The organism is Pedobacter sp. AK017 (assembly GCF_014200825.1).
Lineage (GTDB): Bacteria > Bacteroidota > Bacteroidia > Sphingobacteriales > Sphingobacteriaceae > Pedobacter > Pedobacter heparinus.
The window spans coordinates 360,781-377,169 of record NZ_JACHCW010000002.1 but is presented as its reverse complement, the minus strand read 5'-3'; the positions used below and the strand labels follow the sequence as shown (position 1 = coordinate 377,169).

Genomic DNA, 16,389 nt, shown 5'->3' with positions numbered 1-16,389 from the left:
GTTGATGTAATTTTTTAATTAGTGAAGATTGGCTGTGATCAATCTTAAAAACTCTGCCCTTGTTTTGTCCTTTGCAAATTCCCCTGTAAATGCCGAAGTGGTGGTAACTGAGTTTTGTTTTTGTATGCCCCTCATTGCCATGCATAAGTGCTTGCATTCTATCACCACTGCAACGCCTGCTGGCATTAACGTATCCTGGATACAATCTCTGATCTCATTGGTAAGCCGCTCCTGTACCTGCAGTCTTCTTGCAAAGGCATCAACTATACGCGGAATTTTACTTAAGCCTACAATGTGCCCATTTGGTATATAAGCAATATGGGCCTTACCAAAAAACGGGAGCATATGGTGTTCGCACATAGAGAAAACTTCTATATCCTTTACCACAACCATCTGGCTGTAATCTTCTTTAAACATTGCTGAACGCAATATCTCTGCAGGGTTAAGGTCATAACCATGTGTTAAATATTGTAAGGCCTTAGCTACGCGTTCAGGCGTTTTTATTAAACCTTCACGGTTTGGATCTTCCCCCAGCTGGCCAAGGATGTCTTTATAATGATGTGCAACTGCAGCGATTTTGCCTTCGTTATAACGGTCTATTTTTATATAGCCATTATCTTCCTCATCTAAATGATTTGTATGATTATCCATTATGTACAATTATTGACCGAAATATTCCACAAAGTTATTTTCAGTCTCGTAAATTTTTATACTGTGCAGCTGCGCTCCCGATTCGGCGATCAGGTTTACCAGTTCTTCCCATATGGCAATAGCCAGATTTTCTGTTGAAGCAAGTTTGCCTTTCATAAAATCGACATCCAGGTTCAGGTTTTTATGGTCAATTTTATCTACTACATAAGTATTGGTAATGTCTTTAAGCCATTTAAGATCTACCAAAAATCCCGTTTCAGGATTAATTTCTCCTTTAACAGTTACATACAACTGATAGTTATGCCCATGCCAGTTTGGATTGGCACATTTTCCATAGACCTCTGTATTCTGAGCTTCGGTCCAATCGGGCCTTGACAATTTATGTGCTGCGTTAAATGATGCTTTTCTGGTTATATAAATCATTCTATGTTATATTATTGACAAATATACGCAGAAAGGTTAAAGTAGAAAGGTTAAATCTCTAACTTAGCCATCATGAAGATTCTAGTGGTTGCTGCCACCTGGCAGGAAATAGCTTTATTAGCAGTACACTTCCATTTGCCTGAAAAGGATTTTGTACGTACTTCGGATTTTGACCTGCTGATTACAGGTGTAGGAATGACGGCAACGGCTTATGCGCTGGGCAAGCACTTGTCGGGGGCTTACAAATTGGTTTTGAACCTGGGTATTGCAGGTACTTTTGACCCTGCCATTTCATTAGGAGCTGTTGTGAATGTGACGAGTGATGAATTTACGGAACTGGGCGCCGAAGATGGAGATGAGTTTCTGAGCATTGAAAAGCTTGGCTTTGGTAAGGCTAACTTTATTGCAGCAAATAACCTGTTGCATGCATCTGTTACAAAACTTAAAAAGGTAAAAGGCATTACTGTTAACCTTGTTCACGGCAACGAAAGCAGCATTAAAAAAGTACTTCAGCAAGCCAACCCCCAAACAGAGAGCATGGAAGGGGCCGCTGTGCTATATTGTTGTCATCAGGCATCCCTGCCTTGTCTTCAGATCCGCAGCATTTCGAATTATATAGTACGCAGAAATAAAGAAAGCTGGCAGATTGGCCTTGCCATAAAGGAACTGAATAAATGGGCTATTGATTTTTTGACAAATACATAACTGGTTTTTTGGGGGGCTTCTGTACCTTTACCCCATGAAACTTAGTCTTGGTTTTTCACCCTGCCCCAACGATACTTTTATTTTTGATGCGCTCATCCATCATAAGATTGATACGGAAGGTTTAGAATTTGAAGTCTTTTTTGATGACGTGGAAACACTGAACCAAAAAGCATTCCGGGCTGAACTGGACATTACCAAACTAAGCTTTCATGCTTTTGCCTATGTGGCAGAACAATATGCACTACTTGATTCGGGAAGCGCTCTGGGTTTTGGAGTTGGCCCCTTATTGATTTGTCACAAGGAAAACTTTATCCGAAACAGTGACCATTTAAGTCCCGATCTTAAAGTTGGAATTCCGGGCAGGTATACAACAGCCAATTTTTTATTGGGTATTGCATTCCCCCATTTGACTAATAAACAGGAAATGGTTTTCTCAGCTATAGAAAGTTCCCTGTTAGCAGACCAGATTGATCTTGGATTGATCATTCATGAAAACAGGTTCACCTATACTGAAAAAGGCTTGCATAAAATAGTTGACCTGGGAAGCTTTTGGGAACAGCAAACAGGCTGTGCCATTCCATTGGGGGGAATTGTGGTAAACCGAAAACTTGACCGGAAAACTATGGAAAAAGTAAACCGGCTGGTTAAAAAATCAGTAGAATTTGCCTTTGCCAATCCAAAATCAGGGCTTGAGTTTATCAGACTCCATGCGCAGGAAATGAGTGAGGAAGTGATGTATAAACACATTGACCTGTATGTAAACCAATACAGTGTTGAACTGGGCATTGAAGGAAGAAAAGCCATTGACACGATGTTTACCATGGCACTGAAAAAAGAACTGATCCCTCCGTTTAAACAAAGTATCTATCTGATACCTTAACCAATTAATTACAAGGCCCGTCCGGTATTTCCTTTGTGATCTTAAGAAGTTTAGTTACAACAAGCGTAGAGTCAAAATCGGCTGACATGCTTAAGCTATCTGATTTTATGGCATGACATTCCACCTCAATATAAACGGGTTCATAGGGCTTTTCAAAATTAAAATTATTGTAGGCCAGTTCCAGGGTCTTTGCACTGTCTGCAACCCAATACTCAGTTCCCTCCTCACAATCTGTAAATGATTTCATTTCCGGCCCGTAACTATATAAGCCCTTAAGTACTCTGCTGGCATGCTGCTTAACTTCTGCAGGCCTTCGATTACATGCCATTACCGTAACCGCAACGGCTATTATTAAAAATAGCAGGCTTTTAAATATATTCATGATTTTATAGATCTTGATTTAAATGGTTTATCTTCTTTACACTCAAATTAGATGACAAAGCTGATGCCATAAAAGAAAAAATACTCACGGTAAAGAATACGAGCAGAAAATCTTTCCATTTTAAGGCCACAGGATAAGCATTCGTAATCACGAGATTATCCTGGGACATTTTTATGAGTCCGAACTTCTGTTGAAGCAAAGAGAAGCCAAGTCCGATAAGCAGACCACATATACAACCGGTCATGGAAATCATCATCCCTTCCAGCAAAAAGATACGTTTAATTAACTTTTTACCAGCCCCCAAACTGCTCAATATGGCAATGTCTTTCAACTTGTCAATTACCAGCATGGTTAATGAACCAATGATATTGAATATGGCAATGATCAATATAAAGGTGAGAATGATGTATACGGCCCATTTTTCACTGCCCAGAATATTATATAAAACTTTATTCTGTTGTATCCTATCCTTTATTTCAAAGTTTTCCCCGATCTGATCTTCTATCTTTTGCCTGAACAGATCGGCATCCGCACCTTTATGCAGATTGATCTCGATGGCTGAAATGTTTAGCGGTTCTTCAAGCAGTTTTCTGGCAAACCTCAATGGGACTATAGCCATATTATCGAAATCCTGCTGCACTTCAAAAACTCCGGATACCGGAATAGAAAGAATCGTAAAATCATCTGCCGGATTGATTGAACTGGCCTGGTTCGCCTTCTTTTTAGGTGAAAAAATCTGCAGCGGATAAAAAGGATCTGTTGTATTTACCATCAAAAAATTTTGAATGGCCGAACCAATTACCGCGTAGTTCAGGCTCTTGCTTTCGAGCACAAAATTACCGTCAATGGTAATGCTGTCCAGGCTCTTGTTTTTCAGGTAATCTGTACTTACCCCTTTTACCAGCCCAACAGACTGTTTATCATTATACCTTAATAAAGCATTTTCCGAAAGCACTTCAGTAAAAGAATAGATTTCCTTATCCTTTCTCAATTCATTAAAATAAGTCGTATTGGGATTAAATGTTTTCCCTTTTAAAGGAGAGATCACTATTTGCGGGGTAATGGTATTAAACATTTTTAACACCACCTCTTCAAAACCATTGAATACCGACAGGATAATGATCAGCGCTGCACTACCTACAAAAACCCCTGCTACCGAAATGGTAGAGATAATGTTGATGGCATTGGTAGATTTTTTTGCAAAAAGATACCGCCGAGCTATGTAGAAAGGTGTATTCAATATTTATTTAATGGTATAATGCTTATTGTAAATAAGGATTGTGCTGTTTTTCAAAGCCTATGGTTGTAGACTGACCATGGCCCGGATAAACCCTGCAATCATCAGGCAATATAAACAAGTTATTTTTGATACTGTTGATTAATTGCAAATGGTTCCCTCCGGGAAGATCTGTCCGGCCAATGCTGCAATAAAACAGCACATCACCCCCGATTAAAAAGTTATCTGCCGCTGCATAAAAACACAAATGCGCCGGAGAATGGCCTGGTGCAAAAATAAGCTCCAGCTGGCTATTGCCAAAATTAACCTTTCCGGACTCAGGCAAAAACACTTCCGGTTCAGGCGAAAGCTCGTAATGTAAGCCCATTTGAGGTACATAACCAGGCATGGCCTGTAAAACATATAACTCTCCTTTATGAAATTGCGGTTTCAACCCCCAGTTGTCATAAACAAATTTATTGCCAAATACATGATCGTAATGGCAATGGGTATTTAGCAAAAGAACCGGTTTTAATTTTTTCTCTTTTATGAATTTAACTACTGTATTCTGCTCTTCAGCATCGTACATCCCCGGATCAATGATCACACATTCGCCCGTTTCATCAAACAGGATATAAGTGTTTTCGCTTATAGGATTAAAGGTAAATTGTTGAATGCTGATCATAAGTTATTTCCATTTAAATGTACTGATCATCCGGTCTATATCTTTTTTAATAAAATTGACTACCGGCTGAATGGAATCATATTGAGGGCGTTCATTGAAGTACAATGCGGCCCTAAAATAGTGTTTTGTACTGTCAGTTAAAAAAAATTGTACAGAAGATGCGGTATTGCCTTCTATTGCGTAATAAACCCCATATACCTTCTTTTCCGGATAGTTAATGATTTTCTGGTCTATTGCATTTGCCTTTACGGTATGTTTAAAGGCAAATGTCCGGGCATCCTCTACCAGGTTTTCATATTCTTTTTTTGAGGAAATATCATAATAGGTAAGATGTAAGCGGCCGTTAAACTGCGGAAACGACAGGTTGTACCAGCAGGGCTGGGTATCCCGGCTGCTATCATGCTGCAAAGTAGCATATTTTGGATAATCGAATGAAAAAGGGCAGTCTTTATTGTAAGGCTGATAGGCTTTTACCGGAAAATCTATTTTAAAATATCCTCTTGGCTTAGGCGAATAACTATTACTGTTACACGCAGAAAATGTAAGTAAAACAACAAATAAAAGAAAGAAATATCTGTTCATGTTATGGATTCCAAATCTCCCAGGAGCGGATGGCCTGCAGGTGCAACATCTCTAATCCGTTTTTTGTTTTGCCTCCCTTTTCTTTCACCTGTTTTAAAAACAGGGTCTCTTCAGGATTATAGACCAGATCGTAAGCCACATGGTTTTTATTTAAAGCACCATAAGGAATGTCCGGATAAGTATCTGTATCGGGAGACATCCCCAAAGGAGTGGTATTAATCAGAACGGTATATTCCCGAAGCATAGCCTCATCCACTTCATTGTATAAAATGCTGCTTGCTGATGGTTTCCTGGTCACTACCAGGAAAGAAATCCCAAGTTTGTTTAAAACATATTTTATAGCCTTTGCCGCCCCGCCATCTCCAAATACCAACGCTTTACGGTGGTGTACTTCCAATAAAGGTTTTAATGATTCTTCAAATCCATAAGCATCCGTATTGTATCCTTTAAGCCATTGCCCCGATTCATTTCGTATGATCGAAATACAGTTAACAGCTCCGATTTCTGTGGAAGCCTCATCCATCTCATTCAAATATGGCAATACCTGTACCTTATAGGGTATAGTTACATTTATTCCACAAAGTTCCCGATCCCCTGAGATCATTTTAGGAAAAAGCCCGATGTCAGCTATAGGGTAAAGCTCGTATGCACAACCCTCAATCTGTTCATGTTCGAATTTTTCTGTAAAAAACTTTTTTGAAAAGGAATGTGATAAAGGGTAGCCGATTAAACCAAATTTTCTCATTATTATTAGTAGGGATGGATTTAGGAAATTACTTCTGCGGATTCAAAAAATGATCAAAGGTATCTCCTCTTAAGCCCAACCGTATAGTCTCTAATGGGATCACCTCAGCAGGTGCAATATTTCCAATGTTTACATTAGCACCAAGTAACTTAATAAACCAAACCTGTTGTTCTTTCTGTGGCGCTTCCCAAATAATTGTTTCCTCTGGTATCTGCGTCAGGATCTCATCTACCAGGCCTTCACGAACCTCTCCGGATCCTCTGTATATACCTACATTCCCTCCTTCTCTGGCTTCTGCTATCACCTTCCAAGAACCCGCCTCAATTTCAGCATTCATCAGTTTGATCCATTTATAGGGGGCAAATATTTTGGTTGCGTCTTTAGAACCCACCTCAGAAATCACAGTAACCTGTTTGGCCAGCTTTTGGATGAACTCGCATTTCTGGTCGTGCTCTATTGTAATTGAACCATCCGAAACCTCGGCATACTCCATACCAAACTGATCCAGCACCCTGCAATAATCATCAAACTGGTTCCGTATAATGAATGCTTCAAAAAGTGTTCCTCCAAAATACGTAGGGATCCCTGCATCCCTGTAGATGCGGAGTTTCTCTTTCAGGTTGGGGGTAACAAAGGAAGTTGCCCAGCCCAGTTTCACAATATCAGTATGTATTCCGGCTACCTCTATAAAATCTTCAGTTTGTCTTAAGCTTAATCCTTTATCCATAACCATTGTAATTCCTTTATTACGTGGTTTTGCAGGACGCTCCGGTATATTATTCAATGGGTAATTCATATAGGTCACAAAGGTGAAAAAAAATTAGACAGTTTTATCAATACTATCTAATAAAAGGCACAATACTATTTTATATACCTATTGATAACGTCCACTATTGAGCTGTTATCTTGTAATTGAGGTAAATATTCAAACAAAATATAGTGCTTTTCAGGATCTGTAACCAGGGCTGTTTCAAGATATAAGAGGGCTTCGCTCTTTTTTCCAAGGGCAAATAAATAAGCTACCATACGATAATATAGCTCTGCGGCATCAGGATTATTTTTTATCGCATCAGACATCGTCTCTGAAGCTTCGAGTAGTTTTCCCTGCTCGTACAATACAGTTGAAAAATCAAGCCAGGCTTCTACATCTACCGGATTGTACTCCAAAACTTTATAATAGGCTTCAACAGATTGTTCTATCTGCCCGAGCTTATAATGGGCATCGGCCATGGCAAACCAAAAATCCGGATTCTCTGCATCCAGTTCCAGCGCTTTTCTGTAAAAATGCAGCGACTCAAAGTAGCGTTCCTCAAAATTCAGGGTAACACCTATGCCAAACCAGGCATCGGCCATCTTCGCATCCATCTTAACAGATTTTTTGTAGTATGAACGCGCTTCATCCATCCTTTCAAGCTTTTCATAACATTCCCCGATAGCACAATAGGTATCGGCATTGGGTGGTTCGTATTCAAAGGTTTGTTTATAAACCTCTATAGCTTCCGTGTAGCGGTCAAGCTGAACCAGTGCATTCCCTTTATTGTAGTAGGCAGAAGCAAAATTGTCTTTAATTAAGATGGCATAATCATAAGCATCAATTGCTTTCTCGAACAAATCCAGTTTATGGTAAGAATTGGCCAGGTTATACCATGCGGCATAAGAATACGGATCATTATCTATGTATTCCTGATAAAACTTAATACTTTCTTCCTGTTTATCTAAAATGTCATAACAAAAAGCAAGCTCATACAAACCGTCCTTGTTCTCCATGTTTTGCTCCAGGCTCTGTTTAATATATATAATCGCGCTTTCATAGTCCAGCATATTCTGGTATACATAAGCAATCTGCAAAAGAATTTCATCTGTTGTTTCAGCAAATTCCAATGCTTTCTGGAAATTATCCAATGCTTCAGAATAACGCTCAAGGCTATTAAAGATATTCCCTCTTAAAATATAGATCTCTGCTTCAGAAGCCTCCAGCATTTCCGCTTTCTGCAGCGACAGGAATGCCCTTTCTGTCTGATCGGTTATAAACAGCAACTGCGCCTGTTTAACCAGAAATACCGCAGCATAAGGATGCTGATTAAGTGCATATTCTATTACCTGAAGGGCCTTTACAGGGTCACTCTTCTCAATATAGTAATCAATAATATTCTCAAAAGCCTGGGCATCAAAAAAGTACTGATCCTGATTGCGTATCATCTCCTCGTAACGCTCAACAGACCGTTGGGCGTCATCACTAAAATCAAAGTAAAATTCCTCTTCCATGTATTGAATAATTAAAGAACTGCTCCCCTTGTTGCTAAATACATTATAAGTTTACAATTATTATGTGTTGGATACGCCAAATAATTTTCAACATACACACAACTTATCTGTTAAGTAGCTGATTATATTAATAATGCGAGAGGGCTATGATCAGAAATATTTTACAAAGGAACACAACATTATATTAAAACAAGTAAAATTCGGGTCACGAAACTCATTTAACTACCCAACCTGTCATCGTTTCGTTATTTTTTGTTGATTTGTATACCTGACCATTTTACTATATGTAGAAGGAAAACGGTAGAGAAACTTTTGCCCCACCTTAACTGTGTAAATAGCTTTATATTTATCTAATAATGCGCTCTGCGATTATAGTGTCTTTCAACATTCTGTTCCTGTAGCCTGGCAGCTGGTATTGAACCTCTTGTGTGGCTACTGTTGTTGTTACTGCTGCAAACTGTTCCATTTTTAATTTTGCTACCTTGTTTTTAACCAGGGTATGTTCATTTGTTGAGCCTTTCAGGTTTAGCGCCGAACTGTCTTTTATAACCGTATATAAACTTCCGGCATCCGCATTTACATAGGCTGTTGCCTCATCTTTCAGAAAAACCTGAAGTACGTTTAATGAAAACCTGCCCCTTGTAGTTACCGTAGCTGTATTGGCAGCGTCAATCCTTTGTAAGTCCTTCATAAATACGACTATAACAACAGGCTCCAGTTCGGTAGAGCTAATGTATAGTTTATCGCCTTTTTGCATGATCTTAGTAAGTTTTTTATTGTAATCCTGGTAAATTGCCACACTTTGTTTGTCGCACTGGACAAGTTCAACCCGGGCATTTCCCGTGATCACAACCTTATTAAAATCTATCGTTGAAGATATTTCCGGTTGATTATTTTTTTTATCAGTTACCGCCGAAGCAAATGCTGATGAGGAGAGCACAATAGCTGTTAAAGCTGATGCGAATAATGTTTTTACCAGAGTTTTCATATTTTTTGTTATTTTGTTAGCATACTTACCTATAAGTCACATTAAAACCAGAAACGTTACAGCGTTTTTTAAGCTTTTAGGCAAGATTGGCAGAATAACCGACCAACCTGCATTTTTTTTCGACCAACAGCCAATAAAGACATCAATGCAACGAATACTGATCAGTCTTTCGTTAAATAGTTAAAAAAACAGCGCAATTTTATTTGAAAGCATTTCAATTTGATGTAAGTTTAGAGATTTTTAAATGCTTATCCTCTGATTGTTTTAATCTCTTGCCAATGTTACGTGTAGATAGTGCCAAACCCTGCAAAATTGTATACTCTTTATGTAAACATGCATATTTGGGCTATTTGATTGAGCCCCATATTGTACAGTTAAATCCGCAGGGCGACTTTTCCTTAACCTATCAGCGTATTTTTTCACATACTGCAAAAGAATTCACCAAACATCTGACAGAAACTGATCTTAAACTCATCAAAATTCTGGACGAAACGGAGCAGGACTTCATTATCAAGAAATTTCACAAAAAAGCGATCAGACCGGTAGAATTTTTCAGCAAGTTTTTCAATGACAAGTTCTATGATAATGTTCGTCCAAAAATTGAAAAGAAATTATCCGAAGTTTTGGAGATGTTAAAAACTGAAGGCTCCTTATACCTCATGGACAAGGATGGATGGCCCGCGGAAAGAAAGATTGATATTGCTACAGAACCTTCAACTGTATTGTTTCATTTCAGGAGAAATGAAATAGAGACCCGCTATTTTCCAACCATTAAATACCAGGGATTACGTATCGATTTCATGTTTAAAGATGCTCAGGTGATCAGCAACCAACCTTCCTGGCTCCTGCTTAATGATATGCTTTATTTTTTTGAACAGGATATTGAAGGTAAAAAACTTCTCCCTTTTCTGAATAAGCGCTACATCACCATTCCTAAGGCGACAGAAGATGCCTATTTCGGAAAGTTTGTGGCTCCCCTGATAGAGAAATACCACGTTTATGCCGAAGGCTTTGATATCCGGACAGAAAAGCATGAGCCTATACCCGTTATAAAGGTAATTTATGTAGATGCCGGGATTTCTCAGCTACAGCTTAACTTTAAATACGGAGAGCATGCTTTTGCAATGGGCAGCGAGAAAAAAGTAACTGTACACCTTCATAAGGAACAGGACAATTATGTTTTTACCCGGGTTAAAAGAGACGCGGTCTGGGAAAAACAGAAGTTCAATTATCTTTTAAGTCTTGGTCTTAAAAAAACAAGCGCGCTTTACCATCACCTGGAAATCCCTGCAGAAATGGAGGAAGACCAATCTTATGCAATCATCAACTGGGTAAACGAACACCTTGAACAACTACAGGCTGAGGGCTTTGAAATAGAGCAGCACCGTGGAACCAAAAGGTTTTTATTTGCCGTAAATAAGATCAGCTTTGACATTAAGGAAGACAACGATTGGTTTGACATCAATGCCATTGTTTATTTTGGCGAGCACCCCATTCCTTTCATTTCATTAAAAAACCATATTCTGCACAAAAAAAGGGAGTTTCTTTTACCAGATGGGTCAATTGCCATTATTCCAGACAAATGGTTTACCCAATATGGAAGCTTGTTTAGTCTTTCGGATGGTAGCAAAGGATTAAAACTTAAAAAACATCATATCGGCCTGATCAATGAACTGGCTGAAGACGGCATCGCCAATATCACCCTGAGCAGGAAGCTGCAAAGGTTGAACGACTTTGAGAATATTGCCGATACAGAGATGCCCCTTAACTTTAAGGGCGATTTGCGGCTTTACCAAAAGGCCGGGTACAACTGGTTTAGTTTTTTAAGGGAATATAATTTTGGTGGCTGCCTGGCTGACGACATGGGTTTGGGAAAAACCATACAAACGCTGGCCATGTTACAGAAACTAAAAGAAGAAGACCTGGAGCAGTCTAAACACAGCACATCACTTATTGTGATGCCCACATCATTGATTTACAATTGGTTAAATGAGGCTAAAAAATTCACACCAAAGTTAAAGATCCACGCACATACCGGCACTTCAAGGAATAAGGATGTTGCCCGTTTCTCTGACTTCGACATCGTTATTACAACTTATGGCATTACTCGGGTTGACATAGAGGTGCTTAAAGACTTTTATTTCAGTTATATCATATTGGATGAAAGCCAGAACATCAAAAATCCTTCATCCAAATCTTTTAAAGCGGTAAGGGCCCTTAAATCCAGGCATAGGCTAATCCTAAGTGGTACACCGGTTGAAAACTCGGTCAGCGATCTGTGGACACAGCTAACCTTCTTAAATCCCGGATTACTGGGTACACAGGCCTTCTTCAACGAAGAATATGTGCAGGGCATTGAAAAGAAAAAAGACGAAGAAAAAGCCAGGAAATTACAGGCCATCATTAAGCCCTTTGTGCTCCGCAGAACAAAGGAGCAGGTGGCATCTGAACTTCCCCCTAAAACCGAACAGGTATTTTATTGTAACATGAGTGAAGACCAGGCTGCTTATTATGAAAAAACCAAATCAGCCTATAGAAATGATTTGCTGAACAGCATGGATGACGGCACTTATGCAAAAAAACAAGTCCAGCTTTTACAGGGCTTAACGGCCCTGCGTCAGCTGGCCAACCACCCCGTAATGATAGATGAAACCTATACTTCAGATTCGGGTAAGTTTGAGAACGTGGTCCATACTTTAGACAATGTGCTTAAAGGAGGGCATAAAGTGCTCATTTTTTCTCAATTCGTGAAACACCTCAATATCTTCAGACAATACCTTGAAGAAGAAAACATTTCCTTCGCTTACCTGGACGGTGCCACAAAAAACCGGGGAGAGATTGTTGCCGACTTCCAGAAGAATACCGCATTAAAAGTATTTCTGATTTCTATTAAGGCCGGAGGTGTAGGTCTGAACTTAACCGAAGCTGATTATGTTTTCATTCTTGACCCTTGGTGGAACCCTGCTGTGGAACAGCAGGCCATTGACAGGACCCATAGAATTGGCCAGGACAAAAAGGTTTTCATCTATAAGTTCATTGCAAAAGATACTGTAGAGGAAAAAATACTTGCCTTACAAAACCGTAAAAAAAGACTGGCCAGCTCGCTGATCACTACAGAAGAGAGCTTTTTTAAATCCTTGAGCAAAGAAGACATTAGTGAGCTGCTCAATTAGTCTTTAATAAGTTAAGATAACGTCCATTGCTGATCATTTCTGCACCTAAACTCATTAAATGATTGTTTGGCAGCTGGCAGTCTATGACATTGAAGTCCTTGTACCGACAAAGCCAGATCAAAGCCGCTTTAGAAGCATTGCTTGCTTTGCTAAACATGCTTTCCCCGCAAAAAACCTGATTGATCTGTACTCCATATAAGCCCCCAACCAGTAGCCCATCCTGCCATACCTCTACACTATGTGCATGCCCACGCTGATGTAAATCCAGGTAAGCGGTCTGCATTTCCTTCGTAATCCAGGTGCCATCCTGTTCTTTTCTATTAATTATGGCACAATTTTCCACCACTTCTTTAAACGCCTGGTCATAGGTAATTTCAAACAGCTTAAGCTTAAATATCCGGTCCATGCTTTTGCTCACCTTTACATTTTCAGGAAAAATCACGCAACGCTCAGCGGGCGCATACCAGCAGATCGGATCCCCCTCACTAAACCAGGGAAAAATTCCATTTTTATACGCTAAAATAAGCCTTTCGGGCCTCAGATCGCCCCCAATTGCCAGTAACCCATCGGGATCTGCAAGATCCGGGGCTGGAAAAACGATTGTTTGATCGTCTAACTTAAAAACCATTTACAATATTACGCACTAAAAAATTATCTCCATTATGTTCTTTTACAAATTCGAAACATTAGATCAGTCCCGCACTGAGAGCATCCGTTATGGCCTCCTCATTCGTTTCAAAAAGGCAGGTCCTGATGTTCCGGGCCTCAATTTTTTTCAGGAACTCACAGGTAAGGGCTTCCTTTTCTTTACGGATATTCCTGATGTAGACGGCTTCAATATTTTCAGGATACTTTTCTGCTATAGCTGTATAAATAGCAGGATCGCTTTGGGTATTGTCGCCAAGAAAAACAAACTTTTGGTTGGGAAAAGCATCCAGAATCCGCATTACCCGCATTAGTTTACCCTGATGGCCTGTTTTACCTGTTTTGATCAGGTCTTTCCAACGCTTGATCTGGTTCAGCAAAAATGCACCTTCAGGTAACTTGTTGTACCTGAAGGTTTCTACCAGGTAATCGTACAGGTTCCATTCACTACTGGAAACATAAAAAAAAGGATTTGGCTGATCAGCGCTGGTATGTGACAGTGACAGCGATTTATAGAGCGTATAAGTATCCTGGAAAGTTTTTCTCGTCCTCGGATTTTTGATAAACAGCTCTCTTAGCCTTCTTCCAATGGCTGCCGAATGGGAAACCATTACCGTATCGTCAATATCTGAAATGAAAGCATATTGGGTAATATGAGGTACAAATATCTGTCCGTGTCCTACTGCCATCACAACACCATGATCATTCAATGCCTCAACTTTAACACTATGCCAGCCTGCCTGAACATTTTCAATAGCCGCCCATTCAAATTTAAAGAACCCATCATATTCGGTTGTGTTGTATACCTGCTGCCCTTTAAAAGTTAACCTTACTTTAACGTAAGGATAAGGCTTTAAAATAAATAGTTTTAGCAGGTGAACAATGTTAACAAAAAGATTATTGCTATAAATCTGTCTCGTTCGGGCTTTAAAACGGAATACATGTCCGTATACAACCAGATTGTGCGTGTGCCCGTAACCATGATATACTTTAACGCTGACAGATTTATTCATTAATAATTAAAACAGAGTAGGGCAGCAGTTGTTTTTGCTATTAGATATTTACTGATGCATAAAAAGACTTCCAAATTAAAATTGCTGTTTATTGTGAACCCTGGCTCGGGAAGTGGAGAGATAAACTTCAGCGAGGTCATTGGCAATTATTTTGCCGAAAAAACACAGGATTTTGAGATTTACAAACTTACAAAAAACTGTTCTCTAACTAAGATCAAGGGTGTTATTCAGCAATCGATGGCCGATAGGGTAATTGCCGTAGGCGGGGATGGCACCTTAAAACTGGTTGCAGAGTGCGTACTGGAAACCAACATACCAATAGGCATTATTCCGGCTGGTTCTGCCAATGGCATGGCCCGCGAACTAAACATCCCCTCCAGAATAGAAGAAGCGCTTGATATCGCCATAAATGCCCCGGCTAAAAAGATACATGCCGTTATTGTAAACGGCGAGCTCTGTATCCATCTGGCCGACATTGGCTTTAATGCTTACCTGGTAAAGAAATTTGATGCCCTGCCGCAACGCGGAATGCTTGCCTATGCTAAAGCAGCCTGGACAGCCCTCTGGAATCATTATAAAATGGAAGTTGAATTTAAGATCAAAGATAAAACCATTCACTCAAAGGCTGCCATGGTGGTTATAGCCAATGCCACTATGTATGGTACGGGAGTTAAGATCAATCCTGATGGGCAACTGGATGATGACTTTTTTGAGGTCATCCTTGTTAAAGAATACTCCTTCATGGAAATACTTAAACTAAAGTTTACCAACCTGCCTTTTAATCCAAAAAACATCGAGTCCTTCCAAACTACCAATCTCAGTATTAAAACCCGGCATAAGGCCCATTTCCAGGTCGACGGAGAATATATAGGAAAACTGAACAACATTAAAGCGCACATCGTCAAAGATGCCATCCACATCATTGCACCATAATACCCCTTTTATCTGCAATACTTTTCCAGCATTTCATCCGCCAGGTCAGATCCCATGTATTTTACAAAAAGAAAGTCTTCGCAGGCTCCCTGTTTGTCCTGCTGCTGTATCTTTTTAAGCCCATCTGCTATTCTCTCCTTAAAATAAGCATCATCATAACCCAATTCCCGCTTTAAGGCAATAAAACGGGCTTCTTCCCCCGCTTTAATGTCGCCCTTTTCTTTATTCTTATAAAAGTTCTGAATTGAATTGGCCAGTGCTTCGCTCGACTTATAAACCGCAATTGCCCGTTTAATTTCCTGGGGATCCTTATCGGCACAGTTATAGCCTGATAATGTAAATTTCATAGGGGCTACCAAAAACACAGTGGTATCATGGTTTTCAGGTACAGTCCATTTGCCACTACTCAGCCTGATCAGTCTTAAGGCCTCATCATCCAGGTCTGTACCGATGCCCGAACTAATTTTTGAATAATAGACATGACCACTCTTGCTGAGCTTAAAGCTGATCGTGACAGTACCCTGAATGCAATTTTGCAAAGAATACTGGGGATAAATGTTATTTGCCGTAACAAAGGCTTCCAGCCCACCCTTTATAACCGGCTGGGCACTTACTGCAGGTACCAACAGTACAAAAAATGCAATCAGGATCTTTGTCATACACTAATTTACACATTTTAAAAAGAAATTAGCACAAGGGCTTATTCGCTTTCTTCACGCGCTCCGCTTTCTTCGCGGTCTCTCGAAATCTTGTCAAACAACTTGTCCATCTGTTCCACATACGTATTGGTATCATCCACAAAAAAAGTAAGTGTTGGAACCACCCTGGCCTGATGGCGGATGCGGGCGCCCAGCTTATACCTGATTTCGCCGGAATGAGAATTTACCTCGGCAACAGAAAGGGTGGTATTGCTGGTATTTAAAAAGCTTAGATAAACTTTTGCTACCGCCAGATCCGGAGAAACACGAACTTTAGTAATGGTAACCAGTGTATTCGGTAAATAAGCTGATCCTTCACGTTGAAAAATAGCAGCTAACTCTTCTTGTATTACACCGGCAAATTTCTGTTGACGTTTACTTTCCATAATTTTTCTCTTTCTTCTT

18 protein-coding genes are annotated in these 16,389 nt (G+C 39.8%); 4 read left to right on the top strand and 14 right to left on the bottom strand.

The window, feature by feature from the left end:
• Window positions 1-18: 18 nt before the first annotated feature.
• Window positions 19-651, bottom strand: a complete 633-nt coding sequence (gene folE / locus HDC92_RS04830; RefSeq protein WP_015809948.1) for a GTP cyclohydrolase I FolE — start codon at window positions 649-651, stop codon at window positions 19-21.
• Window positions 652-660: 9 nt separating this feature from the next.
• A complete protein-coding gene (locus HDC92_RS04825) occupies window positions 661-1,074 on the bottom strand; it encodes a 6-pyruvoyl trahydropterin synthase family protein (protein WP_183872672.1) in 414 nt (137 codons plus the stop codon).
• A 72-nt stretch (window positions 1,075-1,146) separates the two neighbouring features.
• Between HDC92_RS04825 and mqnB the strand changes: the two genes are divergently transcribed.
• Both mqnB and HDC92_RS04815 read left to right on the top strand, forming a co-directional pair.
• A complete protein-coding gene (gene mqnB / locus HDC92_RS04820; RefSeq protein ID WP_015809950.1) occupies window positions 1,147-1,779 on the top strand; it encodes a futalosine hydrolase in 633 nt (210 codons plus the stop codon).
• A 34-nt stretch (window positions 1,780-1,813) separates the two neighbouring features.
• Complete coding sequence (locus HDC92_RS04815; RefSeq protein WP_015809951.1) at window positions 1,814-2,659, top strand: menaquinone biosynthesis family protein; 846 nt, start codon at window positions 1,814-1,816, stop codon at window positions 2,657-2,659.
• Between the two features lie 4 nt (window positions 2,660-2,663).
• Here HDC92_RS04815 and HDC92_RS04810 read toward each other — a convergent pair whose 3' ends face one another.
• From HDC92_RS04810 to HDC92_RS04775, 8 genes are all read right to left on the bottom strand, one after another.
• On the bottom strand, window positions 2,664-3,041 hold the full coding sequence (locus tag HDC92_RS04810) for a hypothetical protein (protein WP_183872670.1): 378 nt from the start codon (window positions 3,039-3,041) through the stop codon (window positions 2,664-2,666).
• A 4-nt stretch (window positions 3,042-3,045) separates the two neighbouring features.
• Window positions 3,046-4,281: an FtsX-like permease family protein gene (locus HDC92_RS04805; RefSeq protein ID WP_015809953.1), complete on the bottom strand. Its 1,236-nt coding sequence runs from the start codon at window positions 4,279-4,281 to the stop codon at window positions 3,046-3,048.
• A gap of 22 nt (window positions 4,282-4,303) precedes the next feature.
• Window positions 4,304-4,942, bottom strand: coding sequence for an MBL fold metallo-hydrolase (locus tag HDC92_RS04800; protein WP_015809954.1), 639 nt, complete (start codon window positions 4,940-4,942; stop codon window positions 4,304-4,306).
• 3 nt (window positions 4,943-4,945) lie between these two features.
• Window positions 4,946-5,524: a gliding motility lipoprotein GldD gene (gldD, locus tag HDC92_RS04795; protein WP_015809955.1), complete on the bottom strand. Its 579-nt coding sequence runs from the start codon at window positions 5,522-5,524 to the stop codon at window positions 4,946-4,948.
• A gap of 1 nt (window position 5,525) precedes the next feature.
• Window positions 5,526-6,269 (bottom strand): shikimate dehydrogenase family protein, encoded by a 744-nt coding sequence (locus HDC92_RS04790; RefSeq protein ID WP_015809956.1) that lies wholly within the window; start codon window positions 6,267-6,269, stop codon window positions 5,526-5,528.
• Between the two features lie 28 nt (window positions 6,270-6,297).
• Window positions 6,298-7,065, bottom strand: coding sequence for a phosphosulfolactate synthase (locus HDC92_RS04785; RefSeq protein WP_015809957.1), 768 nt, complete (start codon window positions 7,063-7,065; stop codon window positions 6,298-6,300).
• Between the two features lie 65 nt (window positions 7,066-7,130).
• Window positions 7,131-8,534 carry a tetratricopeptide repeat protein gene (locus tag HDC92_RS04780; RefSeq protein WP_015809958.1) on the bottom strand — a complete coding sequence of 468 codons (1,404 nt, stop codon included), beginning with the start codon at window positions 8,532-8,534 and terminating at the stop codon, window positions 7,131-7,133.
• 346 nt (window positions 8,535-8,880) lie between these two features.
• Window positions 8,881-9,522 carry a GIN domain-containing protein gene (locus tag HDC92_RS04775; protein WP_183872668.1) on the bottom strand — a complete coding sequence of 214 codons (642 nt, stop codon included), beginning with the start codon at window positions 9,520-9,522 and terminating at the stop codon, window positions 8,881-8,883.
• A 278-nt stretch (window positions 9,523-9,800) separates the two neighbouring features.
• On the opposite strand from HDC92_RS04775, the gene HDC92_RS04770 reads away from it, so the two are divergent.
• Complete coding sequence (locus HDC92_RS04770) at window positions 9,801-12,695, top strand: DEAD/DEAH box helicase (RefSeq protein ID WP_183872666.1); 2,895 nt, start codon at window positions 9,801-9,803, stop codon at window positions 12,693-12,695.
• Here HDC92_RS04770 and aat read toward each other — a convergent pair.
• Both aat and HDC92_RS04760 read right to left on the bottom strand, forming a co-directional pair.
• The gene (gene aat / locus HDC92_RS04765; protein ID WP_015809961.1) at window positions 12,688-13,323 is read right to left on the bottom strand and encodes a leucyl/phenylalanyl-tRNA--protein transferase; all 636 of its coding nucleotides are present in this window, start codon (window positions 13,321-13,323) and stop codon (window positions 12,688-12,690) included. The genes HDC92_RS04770 and aat overlap by 8 nt on opposite strands.
• A gap of 58 nt (window positions 13,324-13,381) precedes the next feature.
• Complete coding sequence (locus tag HDC92_RS04760; protein ID WP_183872664.1) at window positions 13,382-14,353, bottom strand: App1 family protein; 972 nt, start codon at window positions 14,351-14,353, stop codon at window positions 13,382-13,384.
• Window positions 14,354-14,407: 54 nt separating this feature from the next.
• On the opposite strand from HDC92_RS04760, the gene HDC92_RS04755 reads away from it, so the two are divergent.
• The gene (locus tag HDC92_RS04755; RefSeq protein ID WP_015809963.1) at window positions 14,408-15,286 is read left to right on the top strand and encodes a diacylglycerol/lipid kinase family protein; all 879 of its coding nucleotides are present in this window, start codon (window positions 14,408-14,410) and stop codon (window positions 15,284-15,286) included.
• A gap of 8 nt (window positions 15,287-15,294) precedes the next feature.
• Here HDC92_RS04755 and HDC92_RS04750 read toward each other — a convergent pair whose 3' ends face one another.
• Both HDC92_RS04750 and rbfA read right to left on the bottom strand, forming a co-directional pair.
• A complete protein-coding gene (locus HDC92_RS04750) occupies window positions 15,295-15,945 on the bottom strand; it encodes a TonB family protein (protein WP_015809964.1) in 651 nt (216 codons plus the stop codon).
• A gap of 41 nt (window positions 15,946-15,986) precedes the next feature.
• Window positions 15,987-16,370: a 30S ribosome-binding factor RbfA gene (gene rbfA, locus HDC92_RS04745; RefSeq protein ID WP_015809965.1), complete on the bottom strand. Its 384-nt coding sequence runs from the start codon at window positions 16,368-16,370 to the stop codon at window positions 15,987-15,989.
• Between the last annotated feature and the right edge of the window lie 19 nt (window positions 16,371-16,389).

Coding starts and splice junctions, on each gene's coding strand:
- HDC92_RS04800 (WP_015809954.1), bottom strand. CDS start 4,942: ATGATCAGCATTCAACAATTTACCTTTAATCCTATAAGCGAAAACACT.
- HDC92_RS04755 (WP_015809963.1), top strand. CDS start 14,408: ATGCATAAAAAGACTTCCAAATTAAAATTGCTGTTTATTGTGAACCCT.
- HDC92_RS04770 (WP_183872666.1), top strand. CDS start 9,801: ATGTTACGTGTAGATAGTGCCAAACCCTGCAAAATTGTATACTCTTTA.
- gldD (WP_015809955.1), bottom strand. CDS start 5,524: ATGAACAGATATTTCTTTCTTTTATTTGTTGTTTTACTTACATTTTCT.
- aat (WP_015809961.1), bottom strand. CDS start 13,323: ATGGTTTTTAAGTTAGACGATCAAACAATCGTTTTTCCAGCCCCGGAT.
- HDC92_RS04810 (WP_183872670.1), bottom strand. CDS start 3,041: ATGAATATATTTAAAAGCCTGCTATTTTTAATAATAGCCGTTGCGGTT.
- HDC92_RS04785 (WP_015809957.1), bottom strand. CDS start 7,065: ATGAATTACCCATTGAATAATATACCGGAGCGTCCTGCAAAACCACGT.
- HDC92_RS04825 (WP_183872672.1), bottom strand. CDS start 1,074: ATGATTTATATAACCAGAAAAGCATCATTTAACGCAGCACATAAATTG.
- mqnB (WP_015809950.1), top strand. CDS start 1,147: ATGAAGATTCTAGTGGTTGCTGCCACCTGGCAGGAAATAGCTTTATTA.
- HDC92_RS04750 (WP_015809964.1), bottom strand. CDS start 15,945: ATGACAAAGATCCTGATTGCATTTTTTGTACTGTTGGTACCTGCAGTA.
- HDC92_RS04780 (WP_015809958.1), bottom strand. CDS start 8,534: ATGGAAGAGGAATTTTACTTTGATTTTAGTGATGACGCCCAACGGTCT.
- folE (WP_015809948.1), bottom strand. CDS start 651: ATGGATAATCATACAAATCATTTAGATGAGGAAGATAATGGCTATATA.
- HDC92_RS04775 (WP_183872668.1), bottom strand. CDS start 9,522: ATGAAAACTCTGGTAAAAACATTATTCGCATCAGCTTTAACAGCTATT.
- rbfA (WP_015809965.1), bottom strand. CDS start 16,370: ATGGAAAGTAAACGTCAACAGAAATTTGCCGGTGTAATACAAGAAGAG.
- HDC92_RS04815 (WP_015809951.1), top strand. CDS start 1,814: ATGAAACTTAGTCTTGGTTTTTCACCCTGCCCCAACGATACTTTTATT.
- HDC92_RS04790 (WP_015809956.1), bottom strand. CDS start 6,269: ATGAGAAAATTTGGTTTAATCGGCTACCCTTTATCACATTCCTTTTCA.
- HDC92_RS04760 (WP_183872664.1), bottom strand. CDS start 14,353: ATGAATAAATCTGTCAGCGTTAAAGTATATCATGGTTACGGGCACACG.